The organism is Nesterenkonia sp. HG001 (assembly GCF_034438835.1).
Lineage (GTDB): Bacteria > Actinomycetota > Actinomycetes > Actinomycetales > Micrococcaceae > Nesterenkonia > Nesterenkonia xinjiangensis.
On the sequence record NZ_JAOSZD010000001.1, the window covers coordinates 265614 to 288416 of the forward strand.

At 69.4% G+C, this 22803-nt stretch carries 25 protein-coding genes, 1 tRNA gene and 1 pseudogene; 11 read left to right on the top strand and 16 right to left on the bottom strand.

What is annotated here, in order from left to right:
* Nucleotide 1 precedes the first annotated feature (1 nt).
* Nucleotides 2–562, bottom strand: a complete 561-nt coding sequence (locus ODE13_RS01170) for a helix-turn-helix domain-containing protein (RefSeq protein WP_322477618.1) — start codon at nucleotides 560–562, stop codon at nucleotides 2–4.
* A gap of 121 nt (nucleotides 563–683) precedes the next feature.
* Between ODE13_RS01170 and ODE13_RS01175 the strand changes: the two genes are divergently transcribed.
* Genes ODE13_RS01175 through ODE13_RS01185 form a run of 3 tightly spaced genes read left to right on the top strand, consistent with a single transcriptional unit; the run spans nucleotide 684 to nucleotide 2325 of the window.
* Nucleotides 684–1349 (top strand): dihydrofolate reductase family protein, encoded by a 666-nt coding sequence (locus ODE13_RS01175; RefSeq protein ID WP_322477619.1) that lies wholly within the window; start codon nucleotides 684–686, stop codon nucleotides 1347–1349.
* 42 nt (nucleotides 1350–1391) lie between these two features.
* The gene (locus ODE13_RS01180) at nucleotides 1392–1751 is read left to right on the top strand and encodes a YciI family protein (RefSeq protein WP_322477620.1); all 360 of its coding nucleotides are present in this window, start codon (nucleotides 1392–1394) and stop codon (nucleotides 1749–1751) included.
* A 7-nt stretch (nucleotides 1752–1758) separates the two neighbouring features.
* On the top strand, nucleotides 1759–2325 hold the full coding sequence (locus ODE13_RS01185) for a dihydrofolate reductase family protein (RefSeq protein ID WP_322477621.1): 567 nt from the start codon (nucleotides 1759–1761) through the stop codon (nucleotides 2323–2325).
* Here the strand turns inward: ODE13_RS01185 and ODE13_RS01190 are convergent.
* The 4 genes from ODE13_RS01190 to ODE13_RS01205 are packed head-to-tail and all read right to left on the bottom strand — an operon-like array spanning nucleotide 2307 to nucleotide 6053.
* On the bottom strand, nucleotides 2307–3884 hold the full coding sequence (locus ODE13_RS01190; RefSeq protein WP_322477622.1) for a cation acetate symporter: 1578 nt from the start codon (nucleotides 3882–3884) through the stop codon (nucleotides 2307–2309). The two genes, ODE13_RS01185 and ODE13_RS01190, sit on opposite strands and share 19 nt — an antisense overlap.
* Nucleotides 3881–4345: a hypothetical protein gene (locus ODE13_RS01195; protein ID WP_322477623.1), complete on the bottom strand. Its 465-nt coding sequence runs from the start codon at nucleotides 4343–4345 to the stop codon at nucleotides 3881–3883. Before ODE13_RS01195 ends, ODE13_RS01190 begins: the two co-directional genes overlap by 4 nt.
* Nucleotides 4342–5166 carry a LytTR family DNA-binding domain-containing protein gene (locus ODE13_RS01200; RefSeq protein ID WP_322477624.1) on the bottom strand — a complete coding sequence of 275 codons (825 nt, stop codon included), beginning with the start codon at nucleotides 5164–5166 and terminating at the stop codon, nucleotides 4342–4344. Before ODE13_RS01200 ends, ODE13_RS01195 begins: the two co-directional genes overlap by 4 nt.
* Nucleotides 5163–6053, bottom strand: coding sequence for a sensor histidine kinase (locus ODE13_RS01205; protein ID WP_416210500.1), 891 nt, complete (start codon nucleotides 6051–6053; stop codon nucleotides 5163–5165). The genes ODE13_RS01200 and ODE13_RS01205 overlap by 4 nt, the downstream gene beginning before the upstream one ends.
* Before the next feature lie 297 nt (nucleotides 6054–6350).
* Between ODE13_RS01205 and ODE13_RS01210 the strand changes: the two genes are divergently transcribed.
* Both ODE13_RS01210 and ODE13_RS01215 read left to right on the top strand, forming a co-directional pair.
* Nucleotides 6351–6737 carry a DUF485 domain-containing protein gene (locus ODE13_RS01210; RefSeq protein ID WP_179542321.1) on the top strand — a complete coding sequence of 129 codons (387 nt, stop codon included), beginning with the start codon at nucleotides 6351–6353 and terminating at the stop codon, nucleotides 6735–6737.
* Entirely contained in the window at nucleotides 6737–8386 is a 1650-nt protein-coding gene (locus ODE13_RS01215) for a cation acetate symporter (RefSeq protein WP_322477625.1), read from the top strand. The genes ODE13_RS01210 and ODE13_RS01215 overlap by 1 nt, the downstream gene beginning before the upstream one ends.
* 113 nt (nucleotides 8387–8499) lie before the next feature.
* On the opposite strand, the gene ODE13_RS01220 is transcribed toward ODE13_RS01215, so the two are convergent.
* On the bottom strand, nucleotides 8500–8901 hold the full coding sequence (locus tag ODE13_RS01220; protein ID WP_322477626.1) for a VOC family protein: 402 nt from the start codon (nucleotides 8899–8901) through the stop codon (nucleotides 8500–8502).
* A gap of 77 nt (nucleotides 8902–8978) precedes the next feature.
* Between ODE13_RS01220 and ODE13_RS01225 the strand changes: the two genes are divergently transcribed.
* A complete protein-coding gene (locus tag ODE13_RS01225; RefSeq protein WP_322477627.1) occupies nucleotides 8979–9605 on the top strand; it encodes a TetR/AcrR family transcriptional regulator in 627 nt (208 codons plus the stop codon).
* Here the strand turns inward: ODE13_RS01225 and ODE13_RS01230 are convergent.
* From ODE13_RS01230 to rpsB, 6 genes are all read right to left on the bottom strand, one after another.
* A complete protein-coding gene (locus ODE13_RS01230) occupies nucleotides 9594–10154 on the bottom strand; it encodes a DivIVA domain-containing protein (protein WP_322477628.1) in 561 nt (186 codons plus the stop codon). The two genes, ODE13_RS01225 and ODE13_RS01230, sit on opposite strands and share 12 nt — an antisense overlap.
* A gap of 4 nt (nucleotides 10155–10158) precedes the next feature.
* Nucleotides 10159–11043: a phosphatidate cytidylyltransferase gene (locus tag ODE13_RS01235; RefSeq protein ID WP_322477629.1), complete on the bottom strand. Its 885-nt coding sequence runs from the start codon at nucleotides 11041–11043 to the stop codon at nucleotides 10159–10161.
* A gap of 5 nt (nucleotides 11044–11048) precedes the next feature.
* Nucleotides 11049–11606 carry a ribosome recycling factor gene (gene frr / locus ODE13_RS01240; protein ID WP_322477630.1) on the bottom strand — a complete coding sequence of 186 codons (558 nt, stop codon included), beginning with the start codon at nucleotides 11604–11606 and terminating at the stop codon, nucleotides 11049–11051.
* Nucleotides 11607–11721: 115 nt separating this feature from the next.
* Nucleotides 11722–12489, bottom strand: a complete 768-nt coding sequence (gene pyrH, locus ODE13_RS01245; RefSeq protein WP_322477631.1) for a UMP kinase — start codon at nucleotides 12487–12489, stop codon at nucleotides 11722–11724.
* A gap of 259 nt (nucleotides 12490–12748) precedes the next feature.
* Nucleotides 12749–13591, bottom strand: coding sequence for a translation elongation factor Ts (gene tsf, locus ODE13_RS01250; protein ID WP_179542314.1), 843 nt, complete (start codon nucleotides 13589–13591; stop codon nucleotides 12749–12751).
* Between the two features lie 139 nt (nucleotides 13592–13730).
* Nucleotides 13731–14669, bottom strand: coding sequence for a 30S ribosomal protein S2 (rpsB, locus tag ODE13_RS01255; protein WP_322477632.1), 939 nt, complete (start codon nucleotides 14667–14669; stop codon nucleotides 13731–13733).
* Between the two features lie 663 nt (nucleotides 14670–15332).
* Between rpsB and ODE13_RS01260 the strand changes: the two are divergent.
* Nucleotides 15333–15791: pseudogene (locus tag ODE13_RS01260) on the top strand (M23 family metallopeptidase); the annotation flags it as partial.
* 111 nt (nucleotides 15792–15902) lie between these two features.
* Here ODE13_RS01260 and ODE13_RS01265 read toward each other — a convergent pair.
* Entirely contained in the window at nucleotides 15903–17024 is a 1122-nt protein-coding gene (locus ODE13_RS01265) for a glycosyltransferase family 4 protein (protein ID WP_416210501.1), read from the bottom strand.
* A gap of 50 nt (nucleotides 17025–17074) precedes the next feature.
* Nucleotides 17075–17920 carry a CDP-alcohol phosphatidyltransferase family protein gene (locus ODE13_RS01270; protein WP_322477634.1) on the bottom strand — a complete coding sequence of 282 codons (846 nt, stop codon included), beginning with the start codon at nucleotides 17918–17920 and terminating at the stop codon, nucleotides 17075–17077.
* 96 nt (nucleotides 17921–18016) lie between these two features.
* Here ODE13_RS01270 and ODE13_RS01275 point away from each other — a divergent pair, with 96 nt between their 5' ends.
* The 4 genes from ODE13_RS01275 to ODE13_RS16910 are packed head-to-tail and all read left to right on the top strand — an operon-like array spanning nucleotide 18017 to nucleotide 21472.
* On the top strand, nucleotides 18017–19081 hold the full coding sequence (locus tag ODE13_RS01275; RefSeq protein ID WP_322477635.1) for a zinc-binding alcohol dehydrogenase: 1065 nt from the start codon (nucleotides 18017–18019) through the stop codon (nucleotides 19079–19081).
* Complete coding sequence (locus tag ODE13_RS01280) at nucleotides 19078–19491, top strand: 6-carboxytetrahydropterin synthase (protein ID WP_322477636.1); 414 nt, start codon at nucleotides 19078–19080, stop codon at nucleotides 19489–19491. Before ODE13_RS01275 ends, ODE13_RS01280 begins: the two co-directional genes overlap by 4 nt.
* A complete protein-coding gene (locus ODE13_RS01285) occupies nucleotides 19488–20663 on the top strand; it encodes a glycosyltransferase family 4 protein (RefSeq protein WP_322477637.1) in 1176 nt (391 codons plus the stop codon). The genes ODE13_RS01280 and ODE13_RS01285 overlap by 4 nt, the downstream gene beginning before the upstream one ends.
* Nucleotides 20606–21472 carry a class I SAM-dependent methyltransferase gene (locus ODE13_RS16910; RefSeq protein ID WP_416210524.1) on the top strand — a complete coding sequence of 289 codons (867 nt, stop codon included), beginning with the start codon at nucleotides 20606–20608 and terminating at the stop codon, nucleotides 21470–21472. The genes ODE13_RS01285 and ODE13_RS16910 overlap by 58 nt, the downstream gene beginning before the upstream one ends.
* Here ODE13_RS16910 and ODE13_RS01290 read toward each other — a convergent pair.
* Together ODE13_RS01290 and ODE13_RS01295 are read right to left on the bottom strand one after the other, a co-directional pair.
* A tRNA-Ile gene (locus tag ODE13_RS01290) sits at nucleotides 21429–21505 on the bottom strand. The two genes, ODE13_RS16910 and ODE13_RS01290, sit on opposite strands and share 44 nt — an antisense overlap.
* 42 nt (nucleotides 21506–21547) lie before the next feature.
* Nucleotides 21548–22798: a glycosyltransferase gene (locus tag ODE13_RS01295; RefSeq protein ID WP_322477638.1), complete on the bottom strand. Its 1251-nt coding sequence runs from the start codon at nucleotides 22796–22798 to the stop codon at nucleotides 21548–21550.
* Nucleotides 22799–22803 lie beyond the last annotated feature (5 nt).

Here is a 22803-nt window from a genome sequence, read left to right on the forward strand (position 1 = left end):
ATCATCCCTCGACGCCGCGCGCCACGGCCTCCTGGTACGCGGCATCGAGCCGCTCGAGCACGGAGCGGGCCGGCCGAGGCCCACGTGCCGGTTCGGCCGGTGGATGCCCGGCCGCTTCTGCCACCCCATCCCCGCGGAGGTGGCGACCGCGTAGCTCCTCCATGAACTCCTCCCACAGCGCGGGGCCGCCCTCCTCGAGAAGCCTGGCGCGGACACTGAGCTCTGCAGACGCCGGCTGATGCCTCCTGCCCCAGGCACCGAGCTGGACGAGCACGGGCACCAGCTGAATGCCGGCCTCGGTGAGGCTGTAGATCCGACGCTGTCGATGTGTGGGGTCCTGCGCGCGGGTCAGCACCCCTGCGGCGAGCAGGCGCTTGAGCCGATCACCGAGGATGTTGGAGGCGATGCCCTCCTCGGACTCCTCGAGCAGGCGTCGGTAGTGCCGCCGATCACCGAAGATGACGTCACGGATGATGATCAGCGACCAGCTGTCTCCCAGCACTTCGACGGTGAGGTTGATGGGGCACGCGGAGCGGTGCCCTGCGGGCTGGGTGGCGGCCATGCGCGGAAACCTCGCTCTCGACGGACAGAACTGCTTGCATTCTACACCTGGTCATGCTGGGATAGGTCTCACCAGATGCAGAACGCAATCAGTTTTGGCCGAGCTCTCCCGGGAGGATTCCATGGACCCTGCGCCACCGAACACCGCAGGAGAGGACTACCGAGCCTTCGCCGAATCCTTGCCCGCACAGCACCCCGACGACGCGGCCCAACCCCGCGCACGGCATGTCTTCGCGTTCCTGTTCTCCTCCCTCGACGGCTGCTTCGAAGGGCCCGACCACGAACTGGACTGGGCACTGAACGACGCCGAGTTCTTCGCCTGGAACAGGAATCAGTACCGTCAGGTCGGCGCGCTGGTGCTCGGGCGCCGCACCTACGAGCATTTCGCCGAGTTCTGGACCTCCCCGTCCGCACGGGAGAACATGCCCGACGTGGCCACGTTCATGACCTCGGTGCCGAAGCTGGTCGTCACCAGAGACCCGGCATCTCTGCCGTCCTGGACCGGGACGCGGCACTCAGACGGCCGTGACCTGCCAAGCGATCTCGCGCGCCTCGGTGCGGAGGTCACCGGGGACGTCGCCGTCTTCGGCAGCTCCGACCTGACCTCCTCACTCCTCGAACAGGGTCTCGTCGACGAGCTGCGGATCCTCGTCCATCCGGTCCTCCTGGGCCGGGGGAACCGCCTGTTCACCACTCTGCCGCAGCGCATCGAGCTGCAGGCCGGACCCACGACGGCGTTCCGCTCCGGCAACGTCCTGCTGACCTACCGCCCGCCTAGGGACCCCTGACAGACCTCCGCCGGGTCACCGACAGATCACCGAGAGGACATCATGACCGAGCGCACCGCCACCCACCTGCTGATCCACCGATTCGTCCCCGGCACCGGGCCCCAGGAGGGCACCGAGGAGCTTCACGAGGAGATGCAGGCCTGGGAAGCCCTGGGCACCGAGCTTCGACGCAGCGGACACCTCGTCGCCGGCTATGCCCTCGGCGAGCAGACCGTCCGACTGGGCGCGGGGACCGACGACGTCGCGGAGGCTCCCGACCCGCAGGAGCCCCAGGGCCGGAGCATCGTCTTCGCCGTGCACGTCATCGCCGCTGCCGACGAGGCCGAGGCCCATGCGATCGCTGAGCGCATGCCCCACCTGGAGTACGGGTCCACCGAGGTCCGCCCGATGATGCAGGGATGAGGCACCCATGACCACCTTCCTCTACGCCGCCTCAGCCTCCGTGGACGGCCGGATCGCCGGACCCGGCGGAGACATGTCCTGGCTGCTTCCCCATATGGGGGCCGACCCCGTCATGGAGCGCCTCATGCCCGACCTCCAGGCGCTGCTGGTCGGCCGCCGCACCTTTGACGGCGACGACCCCCACGCCGGGGATCCGGAGAAGGAAGGCCCTCTCGAGGGGCAGTGGGAAGGGGCCCAGATCCTGCTGACCCACCGACCCCCGCAGCCTGAGCCGGAAGGCATCACCGTGACCACAGATCTCGACGCCGCGCTCTCTGCCTGCCGCGCCGCCGCACCCGAGGGAATCGTCAGCATCCTGGGTGCCGACGTCGCCCGCCAGTGCTTCCGGGCCCAGGTGGTGGACCTGTTGCTGGTCAACACCGTGCCCGTGCTCCTCGGCGGCGGCACTCCCCTGCTCAGCGACTCCCTGGGGCCGGACTCCATGGGGCCGATCGATCTGCAGCTGCTGGAGCAGGAGCCGAGCGCCGCCGGACACAGCCGGCTGCTCCGTGTGGTTCACCGCCCCCGGGGCTGAGCCGCCTCAGGAAGGTGCAGCCGCGCCAGCACGGCCTCCGCGGTGCGCGGCGGCGCCTCCCGTCCGAGCAGACTGACCAGCACGGTGACCAGGAACGCCAACGGAATGCACCACAGCGCCGGGTAGAGGAAGACCTGCGCGCCGGCGGAGTGCTCCCCCAACCCCAGCCCGATCACCAGGGAGGACAAGGAGACCACCGCACCCGAGACCATCCCGGCGATCACCCCGGACTCCGTGAGGCCCCGCCACCAGATCCCCAGCAGGAGCAGCGGACCCAGCGCCGAAGCGGTGAAGGTGAAGACCATCGCCACGGCACCCGCCAGCGCCACCTGGCTGGTCACCGTGCCGACCACCAGGGGCAGCCCGAGCGCGACCACCGCACCGATCCGGAACCCCCGCACTGTGCCGGCGAAGAACTCCTGAGAGACGACCCCGGAGATGGAGACCACCAGCCCGGAGCAGGTCGACAGGAACGCGGCGAAGGCCCCGCCGGCCACCAGCGCCACCAGCAGATCCGCGGCCGCCCCGTCGAAGACCGCCGCCGGCAGGCGCAGCAGAGCCGCATCGGCGATCCCCGCACCCACCCCGGCCGGGCCTCCGTCTGGGTCCGCGCTCCCCTGACCGCCCTGAGCCACCGGCAGCACCAGACGTGCCATCACCCCCAGAGTCACGGGCAGCAGGTAGAAGACCGAGAGCAGGCCCAGCAGCAGCAGGGTCGTGCGCCGAGCGGTGGGGCCGTCCGGGTTCGTGTAGAAGCGGACCAGCACATGCGGCAGCCCCACAGTCCCCAGCATGAGTGCCAGCACCAGAGAAGCGGTCTGGTAGAGGCCGGCGCCGCCGCCGTCGAGCGCATCCGGAAGCAGCCCGGCCTGCCAGAACTCACCCAGCGGGGGCAGACCCTCCAGCACTCCCCCGGGACGGGCTGAGCCGGAGCCCGACCCGGAGTCCCGGCCCAGCCGCAGCAGGATGAACACACAGGGGATCAGCAGCGCACACAGCTTGATCCAGTACTGCACCGCCTGGACCAGCGTCACGGAGCGCATCCCCCCGACCAGCACGGTCGGCAGCACCACCAGCACCACCAGGAGCGGACCCGCCCACCCGGGCAGGCCCGTCGTGGTGCTCAGCGTCAGCGAGGCCCCGTGCAGCTGCGGAACCACATAGAGCCAGCCCGTCATCATCACGATCATCGCCGTCAGCCGCCGAAGCTGGGCAGAGCCGAATCGCAGCGAGGCGAAGTCCGGCAAGGTGTACGCGCCGGACCGGCGCAGCGGGGCGGCCACGAAGAGCAGCAGCGTGAAGAAGCCCGCGGCGTATCCGACCGGGAACCACAGGCCCTGGGCACCGTAAGCCACGATGAGCCCCGCCACTCCCAGAAAGCTGGCCGCCGAGAGATAGTCCCCCGCGATGGCGGAGGCGTTCAGCCATGGCGGGACCCGCCGCGAGGCCACGTAGAAGTCGCTGGTGGTCCGCGAGAGCCGAAGGCCGTGGACGCTGATCACCACTGACACCAGACAGACGAGCCCGATGGCGACCAGCGCCGTCGCAGAAGGGCTCATCCGCGGCTCTCCCCGTCAGCGGGGCGGACCTCGTACTCTCCATGGGGCTCGCCCTCGAGGCCGACCTCGGTGAGCAGACGACGCTCGGCGGCCTCGCTGCCGCGCAGGTGCAGCCAGCCGCCGAGCATCAGCAGCGGGTAGAAGCATAGCGCCGGGACCAGCCACGGGAGCGGCACTCCCAGCACCGTCACCGCGGCCAGCACGTCGAGCGTCGAGAGCACCAAGTACAGAGCAACCAGCAGCAGGAAGAAGCCGAGCCCCCAGCCCACCGCGAGGCGCAGCTGATCTCGGATGAGCCTGCTGACCCGCGCAGAAGAGACCCGACGGCGGACGTGCCCCCGCGCCGGGGCCAGCAGGACCTCGTCCGCCTCCGGTGCGGTCCGCGGGCCATGCACCCGCACCCGGTGGTCGCGCAGCGGCGCAAACTGCGGATCCGGCTCCGCATCGCCCGGCAGACTCATCCCGACCCTCCCCCGCTCGGGGAGCGGACGCGATGGACCTCCAGGCGTTCGCGGACGTGGTGCATCAGCCGCCGGCTCACTGCGATCTCCTGCGCACCCCCGGAGCCGTCACGCAGCTGGACGGTCATCCGACCCTGGCGGTGGACCACCCGGTGCACATGATGGAGATTCACCGCAGACGAGCGATGCACCCGCACGAAGCCCTGCCGCGACCATTGCTCCTCGAGGTCGCCCAGGGCGATGCGCAGCAGGTAAGAGCCTGCCTCGGTGTGCAGCCGGGCGTAGTCGCCCTGGGCCTGCACCCAGCGGATGGAGGCGATGTCCACCAGCACGGTGGCGTCGCCCTGCAGCACCGAGACACGCTGGGGCTCCCCTTCTCCGGCGTCGGCGGCGCCGCCCAGGACCTCCGCGGCGCGACGCAGCGCCTCGGAGAGCCGCGCCGCGCGCACCGGCTTGAGCAGATAGTCGCGGGCGGCGAGCTCAAAGGCCTCCACCGCCGGTCCGGCGTCGGCGGTGACGAAGATGATCTGCGGCCATTGCTCGCCGCTGGTCCGCAGCTCCCGCGCCATGGCCAACCCGGAGGGGCCGGGCATATGGACATCCAGAAGGATGACGTCGACCTCCCGGGTGTCCAGCTGATGCCTGGCCTGTGCGACGTTGGACGCCGTGCACACCGCCCCGACCTGCGGGTCGGCCTCGAGGAGCCAGTGCATCTGAGCCACCGCCGGAGGCTCGTCGTCGACGACCAGCACGCGCAGCGCGCGGCCGGTCGGGGCGGCCGTCGACTGGGAGGCCCGGGGCGTAGAGGCACTGACGCTCATCGGGCGGCGACCTCCGTGTCGACGTCGACCTCCGGCTGGAACTTCGGGATGCGCATGGACACCATCATGCCTGCCCCGACGGCCGTGTCGATCACCAGGCCCTGACCGCCGCCAAAGGCCTGACGCAGCCGCAGGTCCACATTGCGCAACCCGATGTGCGAACCGCCGGCCTCCCCGGCGAGGACCTCGGCCATGTGTTCGGGCTCCGCCCCTACGCCGTCGTCCTCCACCGAGATCACCGCATGGGTGGCCTCATCGACAGCTCTGAGCAGCACCCGCACCTGCCCGGACTCAGCCTCCAGTCCGTGGCGCACCGCGTTCTCCACCAGCGGCTGGACCGCCAGAAAGGGGATCCGCACCCCGAGCACCTCCGGGGCGATCTGCAGGTCCACCTGGACCCTGCCCCCGAAGCGGGCCTTCTCCAGGACCACATAGCGTTCGACGGCGTCCAGCTCCTCGGCCAGAGTGGAGAAGTCCCCCTCGGCGCGCAGGCTGTACCGGGTGAAGTCGGCGAAGTCGATGACCAGCTCGCGCGCCCGGACCGGCTCCGTGGGGATGAATGCGGCGATCGCGTTGAGACTGTTGTAGATGAAGTGCGGGGAGATCTGAGCGCGCAGCGTGCGCAGCTCGGCCTCCACCAGCTGACGCCGCCGCGTCTCGGCCAGCCGGCGATAGTCCGGCTCCCCGCCCTCCTGCGAGCTGAAGGGCCCCTCGTCCGGCGCGCCCGCCCCCACGACGTCGCGACCACTGTCATCGGCACGGGCGGCACCTGCCTCACCGCGGGAGGGCGCGGCGCCTGGGCGGCGGCCGGCCAGCAGCAGCACACAGGCGGTGAGCACCCCGACCAGCACCATCAGGACGACCACGACCGGGCTCACGTCGAACATGGGGACCATCGTAGGCCAGCCGCACCGCCGCCCGACCCTACCGTCCAAGCCGAGCGTGCCGTCGCGGGCCGTCCGACTCGTCCCGGGCCGACCGCGACCGCTCGTCGCACCGAACAGGCCGTTCATCGCAGCAGCACGGTGACCTGCTTCACGTGAGCTGGGTCACTGCGGCACTCTGGTCAGCGTGCCGGGGCGGGCCCGCCCTGCCCCACGCAGGGACCGCGTGGACCACGCCCTGGACCGGCGGAACGTGGGAGACATTCACGCGACGTCCATCCGAGACCACAAGGAGGAGCGATGAGCTCACCGACCGCGCCCACCGCGGCGACCGTCGACTACCAGGAGGTGCAGAACCGCCCGGAGTTCCAGGAGCTGAAACGGACGCATCGGAGCTTCGTGTTCCCGATGGCCGTCATCTTCCTGGTCTGGTACCTGGGGTTCGTGCTGCTGGCCGCCTTCGCCCCGCAGATCATGGCCATACCGGTGCTGGGCAACATCAATCTCGGCATCGTGCTCGGACTGGCCCAGTTCGCGACCACCTTCGCGATCACCGCCGCCTATGTGTCCTTCTCCAACAAGTCCCTGGACCCAAAGTCCAGCGCGATCCGACATGAGCTGGAGGCCGCCGGCGTCGGACTGCCGGACGACACTCCCGCACCGACCACCGCAGGAGGCGATCGCTGATGACCATCACGGCACTGACCGCTCTGAACCCGCCGATCGCCTCCGGTGAGGAGGAGGTCCTCTCCACCGAGGTCGGCAACCCCTGGGCGAACATCGGGATCTTCCTCATCTTCGTCGGAGTGACGCTGTTCTTCGTGCTCCGCGCCTCGAAGAGCAACAACACCGCCGCCGACTACTATGCGGGCGGCAGATCATTCTCCGGCACCCAGAACGGCACGGCCATCGCCGGGGACTACCTCTCGGCGGCCTCCTTCCTGGGGATCGTGGGAGCCATCGCCATCTACGGGTACGACGGATTCCTCTACTCCATCGGTTTCCTGGTGGCCTGGCTCGTCGCGCTGCTCCTGGTCGCCGAGCTGCTGCGCAACACCGGCAAGTTCACCATGGCCGACGTCCTGAGCTTCCGGCTGCGGCAGGGCCCGGTGCGCATCGCCGCGGCCTCCTCCACCCTGGCGGTCTGCCTGTTCTACCTGCTGGCCCAGATGGCCGGCGCCGGCGCTCTGGTCTCGCTGCTGCTGGGCATCGACTCCCGAGCCGGCCAGTCGCTGATCATCGCGGTGGTCGGCGCGCTGATGATCGTCTATGTGTTCATCGGCGGCATGAAGGGCACCACCTGGGTGCAGATCATCAAAGCCGCGCTGCTCATCGCCGGCTCGGCGGTGATGACCTTCTGGGTGCTGGCCCGCTACGGCTTCAACTTCTCCGCGCTGCTGGGCGACTCGGTGGAACGGACCGGCCAGGACGCGCTGCTCGAGCCCGGGCTGCAGTACGGCATGGACCTGCTGACCAAGATGGACTTCCTCTCCCTGGGCCTCGCCCTGGTGCTGGGCACCGCGGGCCTGCCGCATGTGCTGATCCGCTTCTACACCGTCCCCACGGCCAAGGACGCCCGCAAGTCCGTGGTCTGGGCGATCTGGCTGATCGGCGCGTTCTACCTGTTCACACTCGTGCTGGGCTACGGCGCCGCCGCGATGCTGGACCAGGAGAGGATACTCTCCGCACCCGGCGGCCAGAACTCCGCGGCCCCGCTGCTGGCCTACGAGCTCGGCGGCACCTTGCTGCTGGGCATCATCGCGGCCGTCGCCTTCGCCACGATCCTGGCAGTGGTGGCGGGCCTGACCATCACGGCCTCGGCCTCCTTCGCCCACGACATCTACGGTCAGGTCATCAAGAAGGGCAAGATCGACAATAAGGGCGAAGTGCGGGCGGCCCGGACGACGGTGGTCGTCGTCGGCATCCTGGCGATCCTCGGGGGCATCGGCGCTCAGGGGCAGAACGTCGCCTTCCTGGTGGCGCTGGCCTTCGCGGTGGCGGCCTCGGCGAACCTGCCCACGATCCTGTACTCGCTGTTCTGGAAGGGCTTCACCACCCGTGGCGCACTGTGGTCCATGTACGGGGGCCTGGGATCCTCGATCCTGCTGATCGCCTTCTCCCCGGTGGTCTGGGGCGCGGAGACCTCCTTCTTCCCCGAGACGGACCTGGCGCTGTACCCGCTGGCCAACCCGGGACTGGTCTCCATCCCTTTGGCGTTCCTGCTCGGCTGGGTGGGCTCGAAGACCTCCACGGTCGCCGAGGATCCGGTCAAGCAGGCCGAGATGGAGATCCGTTCTCTCACCGGCGTGGGCGCGGAGAAGGCCTCCGAGCACTGAAGGACACCTGCGGCGCCTGAGCGCGGCGCACTCGGCTCAGACACCACGCACGACGGCGGCTCCAGCACCACGGTGGGGTCGCCGTCGTCGGCGGAGGCGACCTGCCCCGGGCTTCACCGATACGCGGCGCTGAACTCCGCAGTGGGCGCGATGGGCTGGATCACGTCGACCATGAGTCCCTCCGGGCCGTCGAGGATGAAGTGCCGTTGGCCGAAGTCCTCATCTCTCAACGGGGCCAGGAGGCGCACCTCGGACCGCGCGACCACGGCTCGATGCACCGCATCGACGTCATCGACCTCGACATTGAGAAGCACACCCGACACGGTGGATCGACGCTCTGCCGGGACCGTGGGGTGGTCATGGGCCAGCAGCGCCAGCTCGTGGGGACCGCGCCGCAGGCTGATGTACCAGCCGGCGTCGAACACGGTCTCAAAGTCCAGCACCTCTCGGAAGAAGTCCACGGCGGACGGGACATCGACGACCATGAGGACGGGATAGACACTGGTGACGGCCATCGCTGGGCCTCCTATACATACACTGTGAATGTGACATCTCGCAGAATACATACACAACGAATGTAAAGGGAGGGTTCATGCCCCGCTCGTCCGCAGCGGATGCGGCCAAGACCGCCCGCGCGATCCTCGACCATGCGAGGTCCCTCCTCGCGGAGCAGGGATTCGCCGGAGTGTCGGTCGACGACGTCGCCCGGGGCGTGGGCGTCTCACGGGGTGCCGTCTATCACCGGCACCGCACCAAGCAGGAGCTCTTCGCCGCTGTCGCGGAAGAGCTGCAGCTCCAGGTCGGGGAAGAGGTCCTCAGCGCCGCCGAGACGGGCGGTGCCGACGCCGAGCAGCAGCTGCGGCGTGGCTGTCACGCATTCCTGGACGCCATCACCGAGGCGCCCCGTGCGCGAATCCTGCTCCTCGACGCCCCCTCGGTGCTCGGATGGGCCCGCTGGCGCCGGATGGACGCGGAAAACGCCGCCGCACACCTCAAGGACGGACTGGGGCAGCTGGGCTACTCGGGCCAGCTCCAGGAGGCGGCCACGGCGCAGCTCTCCGGAGCGATGAACGATGCCGCCCTGTGGATCGCCGAAGGGGGCGAGGAACGAGACGCGCGCAGGATGGCGGCGCACGGGTTGCTCGACCGGCTCCTCGATGCCGTGACTGCCGCGGGCGGCACCGCTACGTCCCAGCAGGACTCGCGGTCAGCCCACTGAGGCCATGATCTCGGTGATGCGGTCCAGGAAGGCATCGACCTGGGCCTCGTCGTAGCCGTTGGAGCCGTGCACTCCCGCGAAGACGATGGTGCGGACCTCGTCCACGCTCATCGGGTTCTCCCCGTCCAGATACTGCTCTAGCTCCCGGCAGAGTTCGTCCACCTGCTCCTTGCGATACCCGAGGGCCGAGGAATGTGCCGGCTCACGGAACCGCTTGCCGTCCGGGCGCTCGAGACGGACCCGCAGCGGCGCGGCCCGCTCGGCCAACAGCTCATACCAGGCATCCTCACCATGCTGGCTGATGTAACGGTCCCTCTCGGCGGCGGCGAAGGCGTCCTCGAGACGGTCCAATGCTCCATCGACCTCCGCGGGGTCGTAGCCGCCGGAGCCCATGGAGAAGCTCGCCTGACGAATCTCGGCCAGCGGCATCCCCGTGCCGGAGTCGTAGGCCACGCGGGCGCGGGCCATGAACTCGTCGACCTCGTCGCGGTTGTAGCCCTGCTCCTCCGGGTCCAGCAGGGTGAACAGTGCATTCTCTGTGTGCGCCATGCCCTCAGCCTAATGGAACTCCCCCGGAATCCCGGGTGAGCGCCACGATCACGAAGTAGGCGGTCGGCATCGCGAACACCAGGGAGTCCAGCCGGTCCATCACCCCGCCATGGCCCGGCAGCATCTGGGACATGTCCTTCAGCCCCAGCTCCCGCTTGACCATGGACTCGGAGAAGTCCCCGGCAGTGGCCGACACCACGACGGCGGCGGCCAGCAGGGCCCCCACATGGATCGGCTCCCCGAAGATCAGCCAGGAGGTCAGCACCCCCACCAGGACGGAGCCCACCATGGATCCGGCGAAACCCTCCCAGGACTTCTTGGGGCTGATCTTGGGGGCCATCGGGTGCTTGCCGAACAGCACCCCGACCATATAGCCGAAGGTGTCGTTGGAGACCACCAGCAGCACGACGACGGCGAGGCGCCACTGTCCATCGGGCTGACTGAGCAGCAGCACCGCGAAGGAGACCAGGAACGGGACCCAGCAGGCCACGAACATCGAGGACATGATGGACCGACCGGGATCCTGCACGCGCAGCACCGCGGCCGTGACCGCGATGGCGGTGCAGGTCACCATCAGCGCCAGAGTCAGGGCCTCGACCCCGCCGAAGTAGGCCGACAGAGGCATCGCCGCAGCCCCCAGGAAGAGCGGCAGCTTGGGCAGTCGCAGGCCCTGGGTCTCCAGGGCGCGAGCGACCTCCCAGACGCCCATGGAGAGCAGGACCACGCCCAGCATGATCAGCAGCAGTGGAAAGAACATGATCCCCAGCACCGCTGGGATCAGCAGAGCAGCGCCGGTGATGATCGCCGCGGGCAGGTCACGACCCGCCCGTGGCGTGCGCACCGGCTTCGCCGGCCCGGTGGCCTCTCCGGTGCGCTCAGATCCTGTCATCGGCCTCAGACCTCGAGGAGCTCGGTTTCCTTGCGCTTGATCATGTCGTCAATGCGATCCACGTAGGTCTTGGTGAGGTTCTCCAGCTCCTTGGTGCCCCGCTCGCCGTCGTCCTCGCCGACGTCGCCGCTCTTCACGGCCTTCTCGATGACGTCCTTCGCCTTGCGGCGGGCGTTGCGGACCGAGACCTTGTGGTCCTCGCCCTTGGACTTGACCAGCTTCACGTACTCCCTGCGGCGCTCTTCCGTCAGGTCCGGCATCGTGATCCGGATCTGCTTGCCGTCGTTGGAGGGGTTCGCACCGATCTCGGAGTCCGAGAGGGCCCGCTCGATCTCGCGCATCGCCGAGATGTCATAGGGGGTGATCAGGATGGTGCGAGCGTCCGGGATGTTGAAGGAGGCCAGCTGCTGCAGCGGCGTCGCCGAGCCGTAGTAGTCGACCAGCACCTTCGAGTACAGCGCCGGATTGGCCCGGCCGGTGCGCACGGTGGCGAAGTCTTCGCTGGTGGCCTCCACCGCTCGCTCCATGAGCTCTTCGGCTTCGACCAGGGTCTCGTCAATCACGTCGGTCTCCTTGAGGTGGGAACTTGCGTCTCAGTCTACGTGGTGCAGCGCCCCCGCCGGGGCTGATTCTGCGGGTCAGACACCGATCTGACCTGGATCAGGGCGCGCCCGGTCCTCAGGAGGTGACCAGGGTGCCGATCTCCTCGCCCAGCAGGGCCCGGGTGACGTTGCCCTCCCCCTCCATGCCGAACACCCGCATCGGGAGGTCATTGTCGTTGCACATCGTCATCGCGGTCTGGTCCATCACCCGGATGTTGCGGCGCAGCGCGTCGGTGTAGGTCATGTGCTCGAGCTTCTCGGCGTCCGGGTTCGTCTTCGGGTCGGCGGTGTAGATCCCGTCGACCCCGGACTTGGCCATGAGCACCATATCGGCACCGACCTCCAGCGCGCGCTGGGCGCAGACGGTGTCGGTGGAGAAGTAGGGCATGCCGGCGCCAGCGCCGAAGACGACCACGCGGCCCTTCTCCATGTGCCGGATGGCGCGCAGCGGGATGTAGGACTCGGCCACCTGCCCCATGGTGATGGCCGTCTGGACCCGGGTGGGCTGGCCCGCCTGCTCCAGGAAGTCCTGCAGCGCCAGACAGTTCATCACCGTGCCCAGCATGCCCATGTAGTCGGCACGCGCACGGTCCATGCCCGCCTTGGAGAGCTCGGCTCCGCGGAAGAAGTTCCCCCCGCCCACGACGACGGAGACCTCCACCTTTCCGCCCACGGCGGCGATCTGCTCGGCGATGCCGCGCACCGTGGCGGGGTCGACGCCGACGCTTCCGCCGCCGAAGACCTCCCCGGAGAGTTTGAGGAGCACGCGGCGGCGCTCGACCCCTTCCGTGAGCTCGAGATCGATGGACTGGGCGGAGACGGGGACGGCAGGCTGGGTGGTCATCGGCATCGAGGTCCTTTCGGAGGCCAGCCTCCGGCAGCTGCCAATGCAGCAGACCAGGGCCGGCAGGTGTCGGGCGGCAGAAGGGTCAGTGCGGTCAGTGCCTGGATGCCGGGATCCGGGCATGAGAAGGGGGTGACCACAGCGTCAGTGTGGCCACCCCCTGATGTCTCAGATCATGCGGTCTGCCTCATTGTAGGCATGCCTCTCCGGCTGAGACGAGCACCCTGCGGCACGAGCCGGGGTGGGACGAGCGAGAGGCTCAGCTGCCGACCCGGAAGCGGGCGAAGGCAGTCGCTCCGGCACCGGCGGACTCGAGGACCTGGGAGACGGTCTGCTTCGGGTCCTTGGCGAACGGCTGGTCGACCAGGACGTTCTCCTTGAAGTAGGCGTTGGTGCGGCCCTCGATGATCTTCGGCATGGCCTGCTCCGGCTTGTTCTCGGCGCGGGCCGTCTCCTCGGCGATCCGGCGCTCGTTCTCCACGGTCTCGGACGGCACCTCGTCACGGGTGAGGAACTGCGGCACGATGGCTGCGGCATGCACGGCGACGTCGTGCGCAGCGGTCTTCGCGGCGTCGGAGTCGGCGTCCACCGCGAAGAGGACACCCACCTGAGCCGGGAGGTCCTTGGAGGTCTTGTGCAGGTAGGCATCGACGAAGGCGCCCTCGACCTTGGCCAGGCGGCGCACGACGATCTTCTCACCGAGGACGGCCGCGCCCTCCTCGGTGACGTAGTCGGTGACCTTCTTGCCGTCGACGTCGGCCTCGAGCAGCGTCTCGACATCGCCGAGGTCGTTGGCCACGGCCACTTCGAGGACCTTCTCAGCCAGCCCCACGAACTTGTCGGACTTGGCCACGAAGTCGGTCTCGGCGTTGACCTCGAGCAGGTAGCCCTTGGTACCGTCAACGACCTTGGCCAGCACGAGGCCCTCCGCGGCGGAGCGGCCCTCACGCTTGGCGGCGCCCTTGAGGCCCTTGATGCGGATGGCCTCGATGGCCTTCTCGAAGTTGCCGTCGGCCTCGTCCAGAGCCTTCTTGACGTCCATCATGCCGGCGCCGGTGCGCTCGCGCAGGGCCTTGATGTCAGCAGCGGTGTAGTTCGCCATAGTCCCGTCCTCCAGATTGGGGTTCGATGGGGATCGATGAATCAGATCGGTGAAGATGCGCGCTCCACAGCCCTCACGCCCGCCACCTGAGTATCAGGCATTCAGGTGACGGGCGTGAGGCGCTGAAGCGACGAGAGTCTTACTTGGAGTCCGCGGCAGACGCCTCGGCGGGCTCGGAGACCTCGACCGTGTCGACGGCGTCAGTCTCGGAGGTCTCGACAGTCTCGGAGGTCTCAGCAGTCTCGGTCTCGACCTTCGGAGCCTCGACGGCCTCGCCCTCGGCCTTGTCTGCCTTGCCGGCCTTCTCTGCGGCGTGCTGCTCGAGGAGCTCACGCTCCCACTCGGCCATCGGCTCGGCCGCGGCACCGGAGCCGCCGCCGCGCTTCTCGTCGCGAGCGATCAGGCCCTCGGCGACGGCGTCGGCGATCACACGGGTGAGCAGGTCGACGGAGCGGATGGCGTCGTCGTTGCCCGGGATCGGGTAGTCGACCTCGTCGGGGTCGCAGTTGGTGTCCAGGATGGCGATGACCGGGATCCCCAGCTTGCGGGCCTCGTCCACGGCCAGGTGCTCCTTCTTGGTGTCCACGATCCAGACCGCCGACGGCGTCTTGGTCAGGTTGCGGATGCCGCCCAGGTTGGCCTGCAGCTTGGTCAGCTCGCGGCTGAGCAGCAGCAGCTCCTTCTTGGTGTGGCCGGAGCCGGCGACGTCGTCGAAGTCGATCTCCTCGAGCTCCTTCATGCGCTGGACGCGCTTGGAGACCGTGGCGAAGTTGGTGAGCATGCCGCCGAGCCAGCGGTGGTTCACGTAGGGCTGACCGACGCGGGTGGCCTGCTCCGCGATGGCCTCCTGGCCCTGCTTCTTGGTGCCGACGAACAGGATGGAGCCGCCGTGGGCGACCGTCTGCTTGATGAAGTCGAACGCGCGGTCGATGTAGGACAGCGACTGCTGCAGGTCGATGATGTAGATGCCGTTGCGCTCGGTGAAGATGTAACGCTTCATCTTCGGGTTCCAGCGTCGGGTCTGGTGGCCGAAGTGCACACCGGAGTCGAGGAGCTGGCGCATGGTGACGACAGGCATGGTGAATCCTTTCGGTGCCGGGCTTCAGACACGATGCCGTCCCTGACTCCCGGAGGAGGGGACGACGCCATGCAGCGCCGGCGGGTATTTTTCGGTTGGTCACGTCGTACTGCCCCGTTCACCGGGGCTCCTGGCAGAGCTGGGATTCGAGATCATGGATCCGACCGCTCCGGTTCCTGCCGAAGCAGGAGGCCTGGAACCAGGCGCCTCCGGTGCGGACCGAGCGGATCCCCCTCCCCCAGCTGCCCTTCGAAGAGGATGTGCTGACGGAGACAAGCTCTGCGCGTAGTCAGCGTCGGCCGGCGATCAACTGCCCAGAGACCTGCCTCGCGAGAGGGACCAGAAGTGGGCAGGACGATAGAACGTCAGCGTCAACTGCTGGCCAACAGTGTACTACAGAATCGTGATCCCCCGGCCTGCTCCGATCCTCCACAGGACGGGCACAGGACGGGGTGACACGCCGATCTCTCCACAGGGTCGCGACGGACTGTGTCGCGACCTCGGCCAGCGCTCCAGCATAGCTCCATGGACCTGTGCCGAAGATCCGCGAATCCCCGGGCCCGACGTGCGGAGCCCGGCGTCGACCCTGTCGTCGAACTCGTCTCTCCGCTGACCACTCCCCCGCAGCCACGCACGGTGATGATGTGCCTGCTGCTGATCATGATGCTCAGCATCGGCGGGCCGGCGGTCCCGGACGCGACAGCCCGAGTCGGGACTCTGCCGGCCGCAGCGACCTCTGCGGCAGGGTCCGCCGCCCCCACCCCTGACTGGCAGCCTCCGGTGACCGCGGTGCCGGAGGTGCTGCGGCCCTTCGCCGCGCCTCCGGCTCCGTGGGCGGCCGGCCATCGGGGCGTGGATCTGGCGGCCGAGGAGGGCGCCGATGTGCTCGCGCCCGCGGCAGCACAGGTGAGCTTCATCGGCGTGGTGGTGGACCGACCGGTGATCTCCCTCGACCATGGGGACGGACTGGTGAGCTCCTTCGAACCGGTGGAGAGCGATCTGGACGTGGGCGACGTCGTCGCCGCCGGAGAGCCGATCGGCACGCTGGCCCGTCAACTCGACGGCTCGCACCACTGCACGGCGGGCTCCTGCCTGCACTGGGGCGTGCGACTCCACGGCGAGTACCTCAACCCGCTGCTGCTGACCGGGGACCTGGAGCCCTCGGTGCTGCTGCCCCTCTCCGTCGGGCCCGGTGTGTCTCTCCAGCAGGCCGACGCGTTCCGGATCCGATCCTCAGTCCCAGGGCGCGCGGCGACGCCGCCAGGGTCGGGAGACGTCCCCGGCCACACGCAGCAGGCGATCGGCGGAGTCCTCCCAGCCGTACTCGAGGCTGCGCCTCCGGGCAGCTCGGGAGGCGGCGGCGAAGGTCTGCGGGTCCGCGAGCCTGCGGACCGCGGCGGCGAAGGCCTGCGGGTCGTCGGGATTCACGGCCTGGGCCCCGGCGGCCTCCCGGGCGGAGCCTGCGATCTCCCGGAAGATCGGCAGGTCCGAGACCACTGCGGGCGTGCCGTGGGACATGGCCTCGATCACCGGCAGACCGTAGCCCTCCGCCCGGGACAGGGTGACCAGGGCAGTCGCCTCTCGGAGCAGGTCGTGGTAGCCGGACTCGGAGATCCCGTCGTGGAAGACCAGCTGGTCCTCACGCGGAGCGAGCGCAGTCAGCTCAGCGCGCCGGCGGGCGTCGATCGGGCTGCACAGGTGCAGCGTGTGCTCGGGCAGCTCCGAGAGGCCCCGGATGACGCCCTCGACGTTCTTGTAGTCCATGAAAGACCCCATGTAGACCAGACGGCGGGGCGGCTGTCCCGCGGGGTCACGCGGCTCGGCCACTGCTTGCGGGGCGTTGGGGATCACCTCGATCGGACGACGCGTCAGCCGCTTGGACCGCATGAGGTCACAGGTGGTCTGCGAGACGGTGGCGACGGCGTCGGCCTGGTCCAGGACGAGCCGCTGCGGCCACGGGCTGAGGTGGTAGAGCCGCCATCCCAGCCGGATGGGGCCAGGGAGGTTCCGCGGGGGCGTGCGATGCTCGTAGTAGATGAGGTCGTGCAGGGTGAGGATCAGCGGATACTCGCGCCCCCAGCCGCCCATGGTCTGCATCGGGGAGAAGACGACGTCGGGGCGGTGCGGGTTGATCTGCCGGGCCACCCACGGCTCTGCGGCGGAGGTCGGGGAGCTGATCCGCAGCCAGGGGACGTCGGATGGAAGCAGGGCCAGCTGATCGAGATCGCTGATGAGCATGGTGACGTCCGCACGGCGGGCTGTGGCCTCGACCAGCGAGGCGGAGAAGCGAGAGATGCCGTCATGAACCCGGGTCCGGGTGTAGCGGGCGTCGAAGAAAAGTCGCACAGAGGCCATTCTGTCAACACCATGGCGCCGCGGGAGCGCCGGACACGTCACATCGCAGGTCACTCCGGCAGCGTCGTGCCCGGGTTCGGAGGCTGGTCCTGAGATGCTCTCTCCAGGCGCAGCACATCCAGCCCGAAGGAGATCGTCACCAGGGTCAGGCCCAATGCCACGGGCAGGGCGCGCAGCCCGAGCTCGACGTCGGCGGTGGTCACTCCGGAGATCGCCGGCCACGGTGCAAGGGCCCCCAGCAGGAGGATCCCCGGCGCGATGCCGCAGATCTTGCGACGACGGCTGGGGTCCAGCGGCTGCCGCCAGGCAGGGCGGATGCGGCCTCCCACGGCGAAGGCCGGCCGCAGCAGTCCCAGCAACAGCGCCCACCAGCCCACTGCGAGCGCGGCCGTCAGGGCCAGCACGAGGAGCACCACGGCGTCGGAGGTCTCGTCATACCGGCCTCCGGCGGGGGTCTCTCCACCGGCGGAGCGGGCCACCGCGCCGTCGAGCCCGTCGATGAGCAGGATGATCGCCGCCAGGAAGATCAGCGGCAGAGGCAGCCCTGAACCGGTGGGCAGCTCCGCAGGGCTGGTCGCCTGGATCGCGGCGGCGGTGAACACCCCCAGCAGCATGCAGCGCAGCAGGGTCACGGCATCGGCGAGACGGAAGCGGCCGGCACCTCTCAGGGCATGCAGCTGGCAAGAGGCGAAAGCGATCATTCCTGCCGTCACCGCCGGCACGCCGAGCCCCTCCCCCGGCGCCAGGAGGCCGTCGACGCTGTCCTCGATCCCCTCGGGCCCGCTGAGGAGCAGGCTGGTCAGCGCTCCGTCGAGATGCAGCAGAGCACCGAGCAGCAGCGCCGCAGCGATGATGACGGCGGCGCTGCCGAGCAGCGGCCTGCGGCGGAGGTCCATGACAGCGATCATAAGGGGCACGCGGATTCCGGACCTGTGCCGCCTGAACCGCGGCGACCATGTCCCTCACCCGGCCTGACGTGGCAGGATACGACCATGGAGGCACCCAGCAGCAGGCAGTTCTGGACTGTCGGTCCCGGGCGCGGGGAGCTCAGGCAGGCTTCGCCGCCCCGCCCCGCCGACGGCGAGGTGCTGGTGGAGACGATCGTCAGCGGCATCTCCCGCGGCACCGAATCGATGGTCCACCGTGGAGACGTTCCCCCCGAGACCGCCGAGCTGATGCGGGCACCACATCAGCTGGGCGAGCTGCCCCACCCGGTCAGCCACGGGTACCTCAACGTGGGCGTCGTCCGGGACGGCCAGGGAGAAGGGGCCGCCGAGCTGGTCGGACGCACCGTGTTCAGCCTCGCCGGCCACCGCGAGCATGTCGCCGTCCCCGCCGAGGACTGTCATCCGCTGCCGCCTGGCTGTCCGCCGGAGCGAGCCCTGCTCGCCGGCGCCGCCGAGACGGGCCTCAACGCGCTCTGGGAGGCCGGTGTCAGCCTCGGTGACCGGGTCACGGTCATCGGCGGAGGGATGATCGGGCTGGCCACCGCACTGCTCGCGGACCGCATGCCGCTGGAACGGCTCGAGGTCGTCGAGGTCGATGCCGCACGCCGTCAGCTCATCGACTCCCTAGGCCTGCACGCCCTGCCGCCGGGTCGGGCGAGCACGGACCGTGACGTGGTCCTGCACTCCTCAGCCACGGGGGCCGGCCTGGCGGAGGCGCTCAGGGTGGCCGGCGATGACACGGTGATCGTGGAGCAGTCCTGGTACGGCCAGCACCATCCGGACGTGCCGCTGGGCGCGGATTTCCATGCTCGGAGGCTGCGGATCGTCGCCTCCCAGGTGGGCGAGGTCGCCCAGCCGCGTCGGCTGCGGCGGACTCGGCGGCAGCGGCTCCAGCTGGCCCTGTCCCTGCTCGACGAGCGTTTCGACGCGCTGCTCACCGGCCGCTCCCCGTTGGAGGACCTTCCGGAGGTGATGGACGCCCTGGCCGCCGAGGACCCCACCTGGTCCGGGACGATCTGCCACGTGGTCGACCACCGCACGGACCAGCTGTCCCCCGTCCGCTTCAAGCCTGAGACCGCAGAGCCACCACACCGACAGGAGCACCCATGACCGTCTCCCACCTCTCGGCGCACATGTCGCGATTCCGGCTGACCGTCGATGACCATCTGATGATCGCGCACAGTCTCGACGACCCGTTCTTCGGCCCCGCCCAGCGGCTGCACGGGGCCACGCTTCATATCCACGCCACCTACGAGCGCCCCGGGCTGGACACCCATGGTGTGGTCATGGACATCGGAGCCGCCACCGATCTCCTCGCCGTGGTGCTGGAGCCGCTGCGCCACCAGAACCTGGACGAGCTTCCCGCCTTCGAGAACAAGCTGAGCACCACCGAGGTGATCATCGCCTACATCGCGCAGCAGCTCGCCCAGTCGCTTCCGGAGCATCATGGACTCACGGCCATCGAGATCGAGGCCGAGGAGAACCCACGGGCCCGAGCCTCGGTGCGTCTCGAACTGTGACCCGGCGCCTCCACCGGCCGCTCGGCGGCGAGGACTCGCAGCCGCATGTGACGGAGCTGATCTGGGTCGAGCCTGATCTGCCCGGACCCAGCGGCGGATCGCTGTACAACGACCGAGTGGTGGACGCTCTGCAGGGCCTGGGCACCACAGTGCACCGGCTGCGTGTCCCCGGCCCCTGGCCGCACCCGGATGAGGCCTCCCGCAGCCGTATCCTGGACCGGCTCACGAGGCTGCACCGCGAAATCCGCCCGCTGCCGGTGATCGTGGACGGCCTGATCGGCGGGTGCATGTCCGAGCTGTTCACCGACGACTCCACGCAGCGGCCGGCGGCCCCGAGCCCGCGGGCAGAGAAGCCGCTGGGCGATGTGCTGCTGGTGCATCTGCCGCTGGCTGCCGAGTACGAGCACACGACCGGGTCCGCAGAGCCCAGGACCGTCGGTCTCGCGGAGGCCGAGGGTCAGGCCGTGCGGGCGGCTGCCCGCGTGGTGGCCACCAGCCGGTGGGCGGCCGCGGATCTCCACCGCCGCCATGGTCGCCAGAAGGTCGATGTCCTCGTCCCCGGTGTGGACCTTCCGAGCAGCGTGGACCTCCCAAGCAGCGTGGACCCGGGCCGGATGCACTCCGAGACGGCTCCCCTGCGACTGACCATGGCCGCTTCCTTCACCCCACGGAAGAACCACCGCCTGCTCGGTGAGGCGCTCTCCACCCTGCTCGAGCACGACTGGGTGCTGCAGCTCGCCGGCGGCGGCGCCGAGCAGGGGCCAGGTGCCGCGGTGCTCCAGGAGCTTCAGGGTCGCCTCCCCGGCAGGATCGTCCACCTCGGGGCACTCCCCCCGGAGGAGATGCACGGACTCTGGCGCCGCACTGATCTGCTGCTGCTCCCCTCGTGGGCCGAGACCTACGGCATGGTGGTCACCGAGGCCTGCGCCCACGGCGTGCCGGGGATCGTCTCCTCCGGCACCGGCGCAGTGGAAGCCCTCGGCGAGGCCGGAGGCACCGCAGATCCCGATCAGCCTGAGGACTGGGCCCGCCTCCTGGAATCCTGGCTGACAGATCCACAGCTGCGCAGCCGGTGGACCGAGGCGGCCCGCACGCGAGCCGATAGTCTTCCCTCATGGGAGCAGACCGCGAACCACTGGCAGAAGCTGATCGGATCTCTGCAGACTGGCTGAGTCTGCGCGAGGCCGCCGATGCCGCCGCCCGGGAGTCCACCCGCGCTGCGGTGGCCGCACTCGTTGCCGAGGCCGCCCCGCGGACAGTGGTCGACGTCGGCTGCGGCACCGGAGCCGGAGGCCGCTGGCTCCTTCCGCTGCTCGAAGGTGATGAGCGTTGGATCCTGCTGGACCACGACTCCGAGCTGCTGGCCAGCACCGCCCACCGCCTGGCCGAGCGCGGCGCCCGCGGCCCCGTCGAGACCCGACAGGCCGACGTCGGCGATCTGGACGAGGTGCTGGCATCCGCCGGACCGGAGACGCTGACCATCGCCTCTGCTCTGCTCGACCTGCTCACCCCGGCACAGATCCGCGGGCTCCTCGAGGCGGTGGGGCGCCACCACGTGCCTCTGCTGGTCGCGCTCACGGTCACCGGCGGCATGGACCCGAGCCCTCGTCACCCTGACGACGAGTTGGTCTCCTCCGCCTTCAACCGGCATCAGCAGCGCGGCGGACGCTGCGGGCCCCGCGCCGCCGAGGTGCTGCTCAGCGCCGCCGATGACCTGCGACTGCCCACCCAGACATGGGAGACCCCGTGGCAGCTCGGGCCACAGGACACCGCGCTGCTGGGCCAGCTGGTGAGGGACAGGGCTGAGGTCGCCGAGGAGCAGCTCACCGCCGAGCAGGACGGCGACGCCGTCGCACGGGTCCGCCGCTGGCGCGAGGAGCGGCTGGCGCAGCGCGCGCACGGCACGCTCCACCTAGAGATCGGGCACCTCGACGTGCTGGTGGGGCGTGCGGGGCTTGAACCCGCGACCAAAAGATTATGAGTCTTCTGCTCTGACCAGCTGAGCTAACGCCCCCGGGCGGTCCGCGCCGGTGCACGGGCCGTGACCGTGGACATCCTACCGGGTGCTGCGCTGCCGCGGACGACGAGCCGCGGGCCGCCACCCCTGGGCCTTGCCGTACTGGCCGGGGTCCACCCAGTCGGCGCCCCGGTAGAGCTGTTCGAAGGCATCCATGGTCTTGGCGATGCTGTGCCGGGAGGCGATCTCGCGGCTGCGCCGACCCATGGCCTCACGATCCTCCGCCGAGCGCCGGAAGATGTCCTCGAGCTTCGCTGCCAGGTCACCGGCGTCGCCCGGGGTGAACAGATGACCGTTGGCCCCGGGCTCCACCAGATGCGGCAGGGCCAGCGCATCGGCTAGCACCACCGGACGACCGGCAGACATCGCCTCCAGGGACACCAGTGACTGCAGCTCCGCGGTCCCAGGCTGACAGAACACGTCAGCCTCCATATAGGCGCGTCGCAGCTGCTCCTCATCGACATGCCCGCGCATCCGCACCCGACCGTGCAGGCCCTGCTCGGAGATCCGCTCCCCCAGCACGTCACGCTGCTCGCCGTCGCCGACGATCTCCAGACCGATGTTCAACGTCGGGTCCGTGCGCGCGACCGCATCGATCAGCACGTCCACGTTCTTCTCCACCGCCAGCCGGCCCACGAAGAGCACGGTCGGCCGCTCCGACCGTGGGATCTCCTCCCCCGGCCGTGGCTGATAGTGGTCCACGTCGATGCCGTTGGACAGCGCCAGCACATGGTCGAAGCCCGCACGCTCGCGCATCGTCTGCGCAGCCAGCGGAGTCGGCGTGGTCACCACCGAGGCCTTGCCCATCAGGCGGCCCATGTCCCGCCAGGAGTTTTCTGCGATGACGCGGCAGAACCAGCTCGGGAACGGCAGGAAGGGGTCCAGGTTCTCCGGCATGAAATGATTGGTGGCGATGGTGCGGATCCTGCGCCGCTCGGCGGCCTCGATGGCGGCCTTGCCGACCATGTAATGGCACTGGACGTGGACGACGTCGGGCTGGATCTCCTCGATCAGCCGGTCCATGGCCGGCTCCACGAGCCAGGGCAGGCACAGCCGGTAGTACTCATGGGTGGGGGCCTTGAACGAGCGGAAACGGTGGACGGTGGCCTCGTCGGTCCTCTCGACCGTGTCCGGGCCGGAGTCATGACGAGCGGCGGCCACGTGGACCTCATGGCCCAGGCCGGTCATGTACCGGGCCAGCCGATGGCAGAAGACGGCCGCACCGTTGATGTCTGGCGGGTAGGTGTCCGCCGCGATGAGGATACGCAGCGTGTCCTTCGTCCTGACCATGAGCG

What these genes read in the sequence shown, in the direction of transcription:
- rpsB (WP_322477632.1), bottom strand. Translation starts at nt 14,669, where the DNA reads ATGCCTGTCGTCACCATGCGCCAGCTCCTCGACTCCGGTGTGCACTTC.
- ODE13_RS01220 (WP_322477626.1), bottom strand. Translation starts at nt 8,901, where the DNA reads ATGGCCGTCACCAGTGTCTATCCCGTCCTCATGGTCGTCGATGTCCCG.
- ODE13_RS01235 (WP_322477629.1), bottom strand. Translation starts at nt 11,043, where the DNA reads ATGACAGGATCTGAGCGCACCGGAGAGGCCACCGGGCCGGCGAAGCCG.
- pyrH (WP_322477631.1), bottom strand. Translation starts at nt 12,489, where the DNA reads ATGACCACCCAGCCTGCCGTCCCCGTCTCCGCCCAGTCCATCGATCTC.
- ODE13_RS01200 (WP_322477624.1), bottom strand. Translation starts at nt 5,166, where the DNA reads ATGAGCGTCAGTGCCTCTACGCCCCGGGCCTCCCAGTCGACGGCCGCC.
- ODE13_RS01175 (WP_322477619.1), top strand. Translation starts at nt 684, where the DNA reads ATGGACCCTGCGCCACCGAACACCGCAGGAGAGGACTACCGAGCCTTC.
- ODE13_RS01275 (WP_322477635.1), top strand. Translation starts at nt 18,017, where the DNA reads ATGGAGGCACCCAGCAGCAGGCAGTTCTGGACTGTCGGTCCCGGGCGC.
- ODE13_RS01215 (WP_322477625.1), top strand. Translation starts at nt 6,737, where the DNA reads ATGACCATCACGGCACTGACCGCTCTGAACCCGCCGATCGCCTCCGGT.
- ODE13_RS01280 (WP_322477636.1), top strand. Translation starts at nt 19,078, where the DNA reads ATGACCGTCTCCCACCTCTCGGCGCACATGTCGCGATTCCGGCTGACC.
- ODE13_RS01210 (WP_179542321.1), top strand. Translation starts at nt 6,351, where the DNA reads ATGAGCTCACCGACCGCGCCCACCGCGGCGACCGTCGACTACCAGGAG.
- ODE13_RS01170 (WP_322477618.1), bottom strand. Translation starts at nt 562, where the DNA reads ATGGCCGCCACCCAGCCCGCAGGGCACCGCTCCGCGTGCCCCATCAAC.
- ODE13_RS01265 (WP_416210501.1), bottom strand. Translation starts at nt 17,024, where the DNA reads ATGGCCTCTGTGCGACTTTTCTTCGACGCCCGCTACACCCGGACCCGG.
- tsf (WP_179542314.1), bottom strand. Translation starts at nt 13,591, where the DNA reads ATGGCGAACTACACCGCTGCTGACATCAAGGCCCTGCGCGAGCGCACC.
- ODE13_RS01205 (WP_416210500.1), bottom strand. Translation starts at nt 6,053, where the DNA reads ATGTTCGACGTGAGCCCGGTCGTGGTCGTCCTGATGGTGCTGGTCGGG.
- ODE13_RS01225 (WP_322477627.1), top strand. Translation starts at nt 8,979, where the DNA reads ATGCCCCGCTCGTCCGCAGCGGATGCGGCCAAGACCGCCCGCGCGATC.
- ODE13_RS01270 (WP_322477634.1), bottom strand. Translation starts at nt 17,920, where the DNA reads ATGGACCTCCGCCGCAGGCCGCTGCTCGGCAGCGCCGCCGTCATCATC.
- ODE13_RS16910 (WP_416210524.1), top strand. Translation starts at nt 20,606, where the DNA reads ATGGGAGCAGACCGCGAACCACTGGCAGAAGCTGATCGGATCTCTGCA.
- ODE13_RS01190 (WP_322477622.1), bottom strand. Translation starts at nt 3,884, where the DNA reads ATGAGCCCTTCTGCGACGGCGCTGGTCGCCATCGGGCTCGTCTGTCTG.
- ODE13_RS01180 (WP_322477620.1), top strand. Translation starts at nt 1,392, where the DNA reads ATGACCGAGCGCACCGCCACCCACCTGCTGATCCACCGATTCGTCCCC.
- ODE13_RS01195 (WP_322477623.1), bottom strand. Translation starts at nt 4,345, where the DNA reads ATGAGTCTGCCGGGCGATGCGGAGCCGGATCCGCAGTTTGCGCCGCTG.
- ODE13_RS01185 (WP_322477621.1), top strand. Translation starts at nt 1,759, where the DNA reads ATGACCACCTTCCTCTACGCCGCCTCAGCCTCCGTGGACGGCCGGATC.
- ODE13_RS01295 (WP_322477638.1), bottom strand. Translation starts at nt 22,798, where the DNA reads ATGGTCAGGACGAAGGACACGCTGCGTATCCTCATCGCGGCGGACACC.
- ODE13_RS01230 (WP_322477628.1), bottom strand. Translation starts at nt 10,154, where the DNA reads ATGGCGCACACAGAGAATGCACTGTTCACCCTGCTGGACCCGGAGGAG.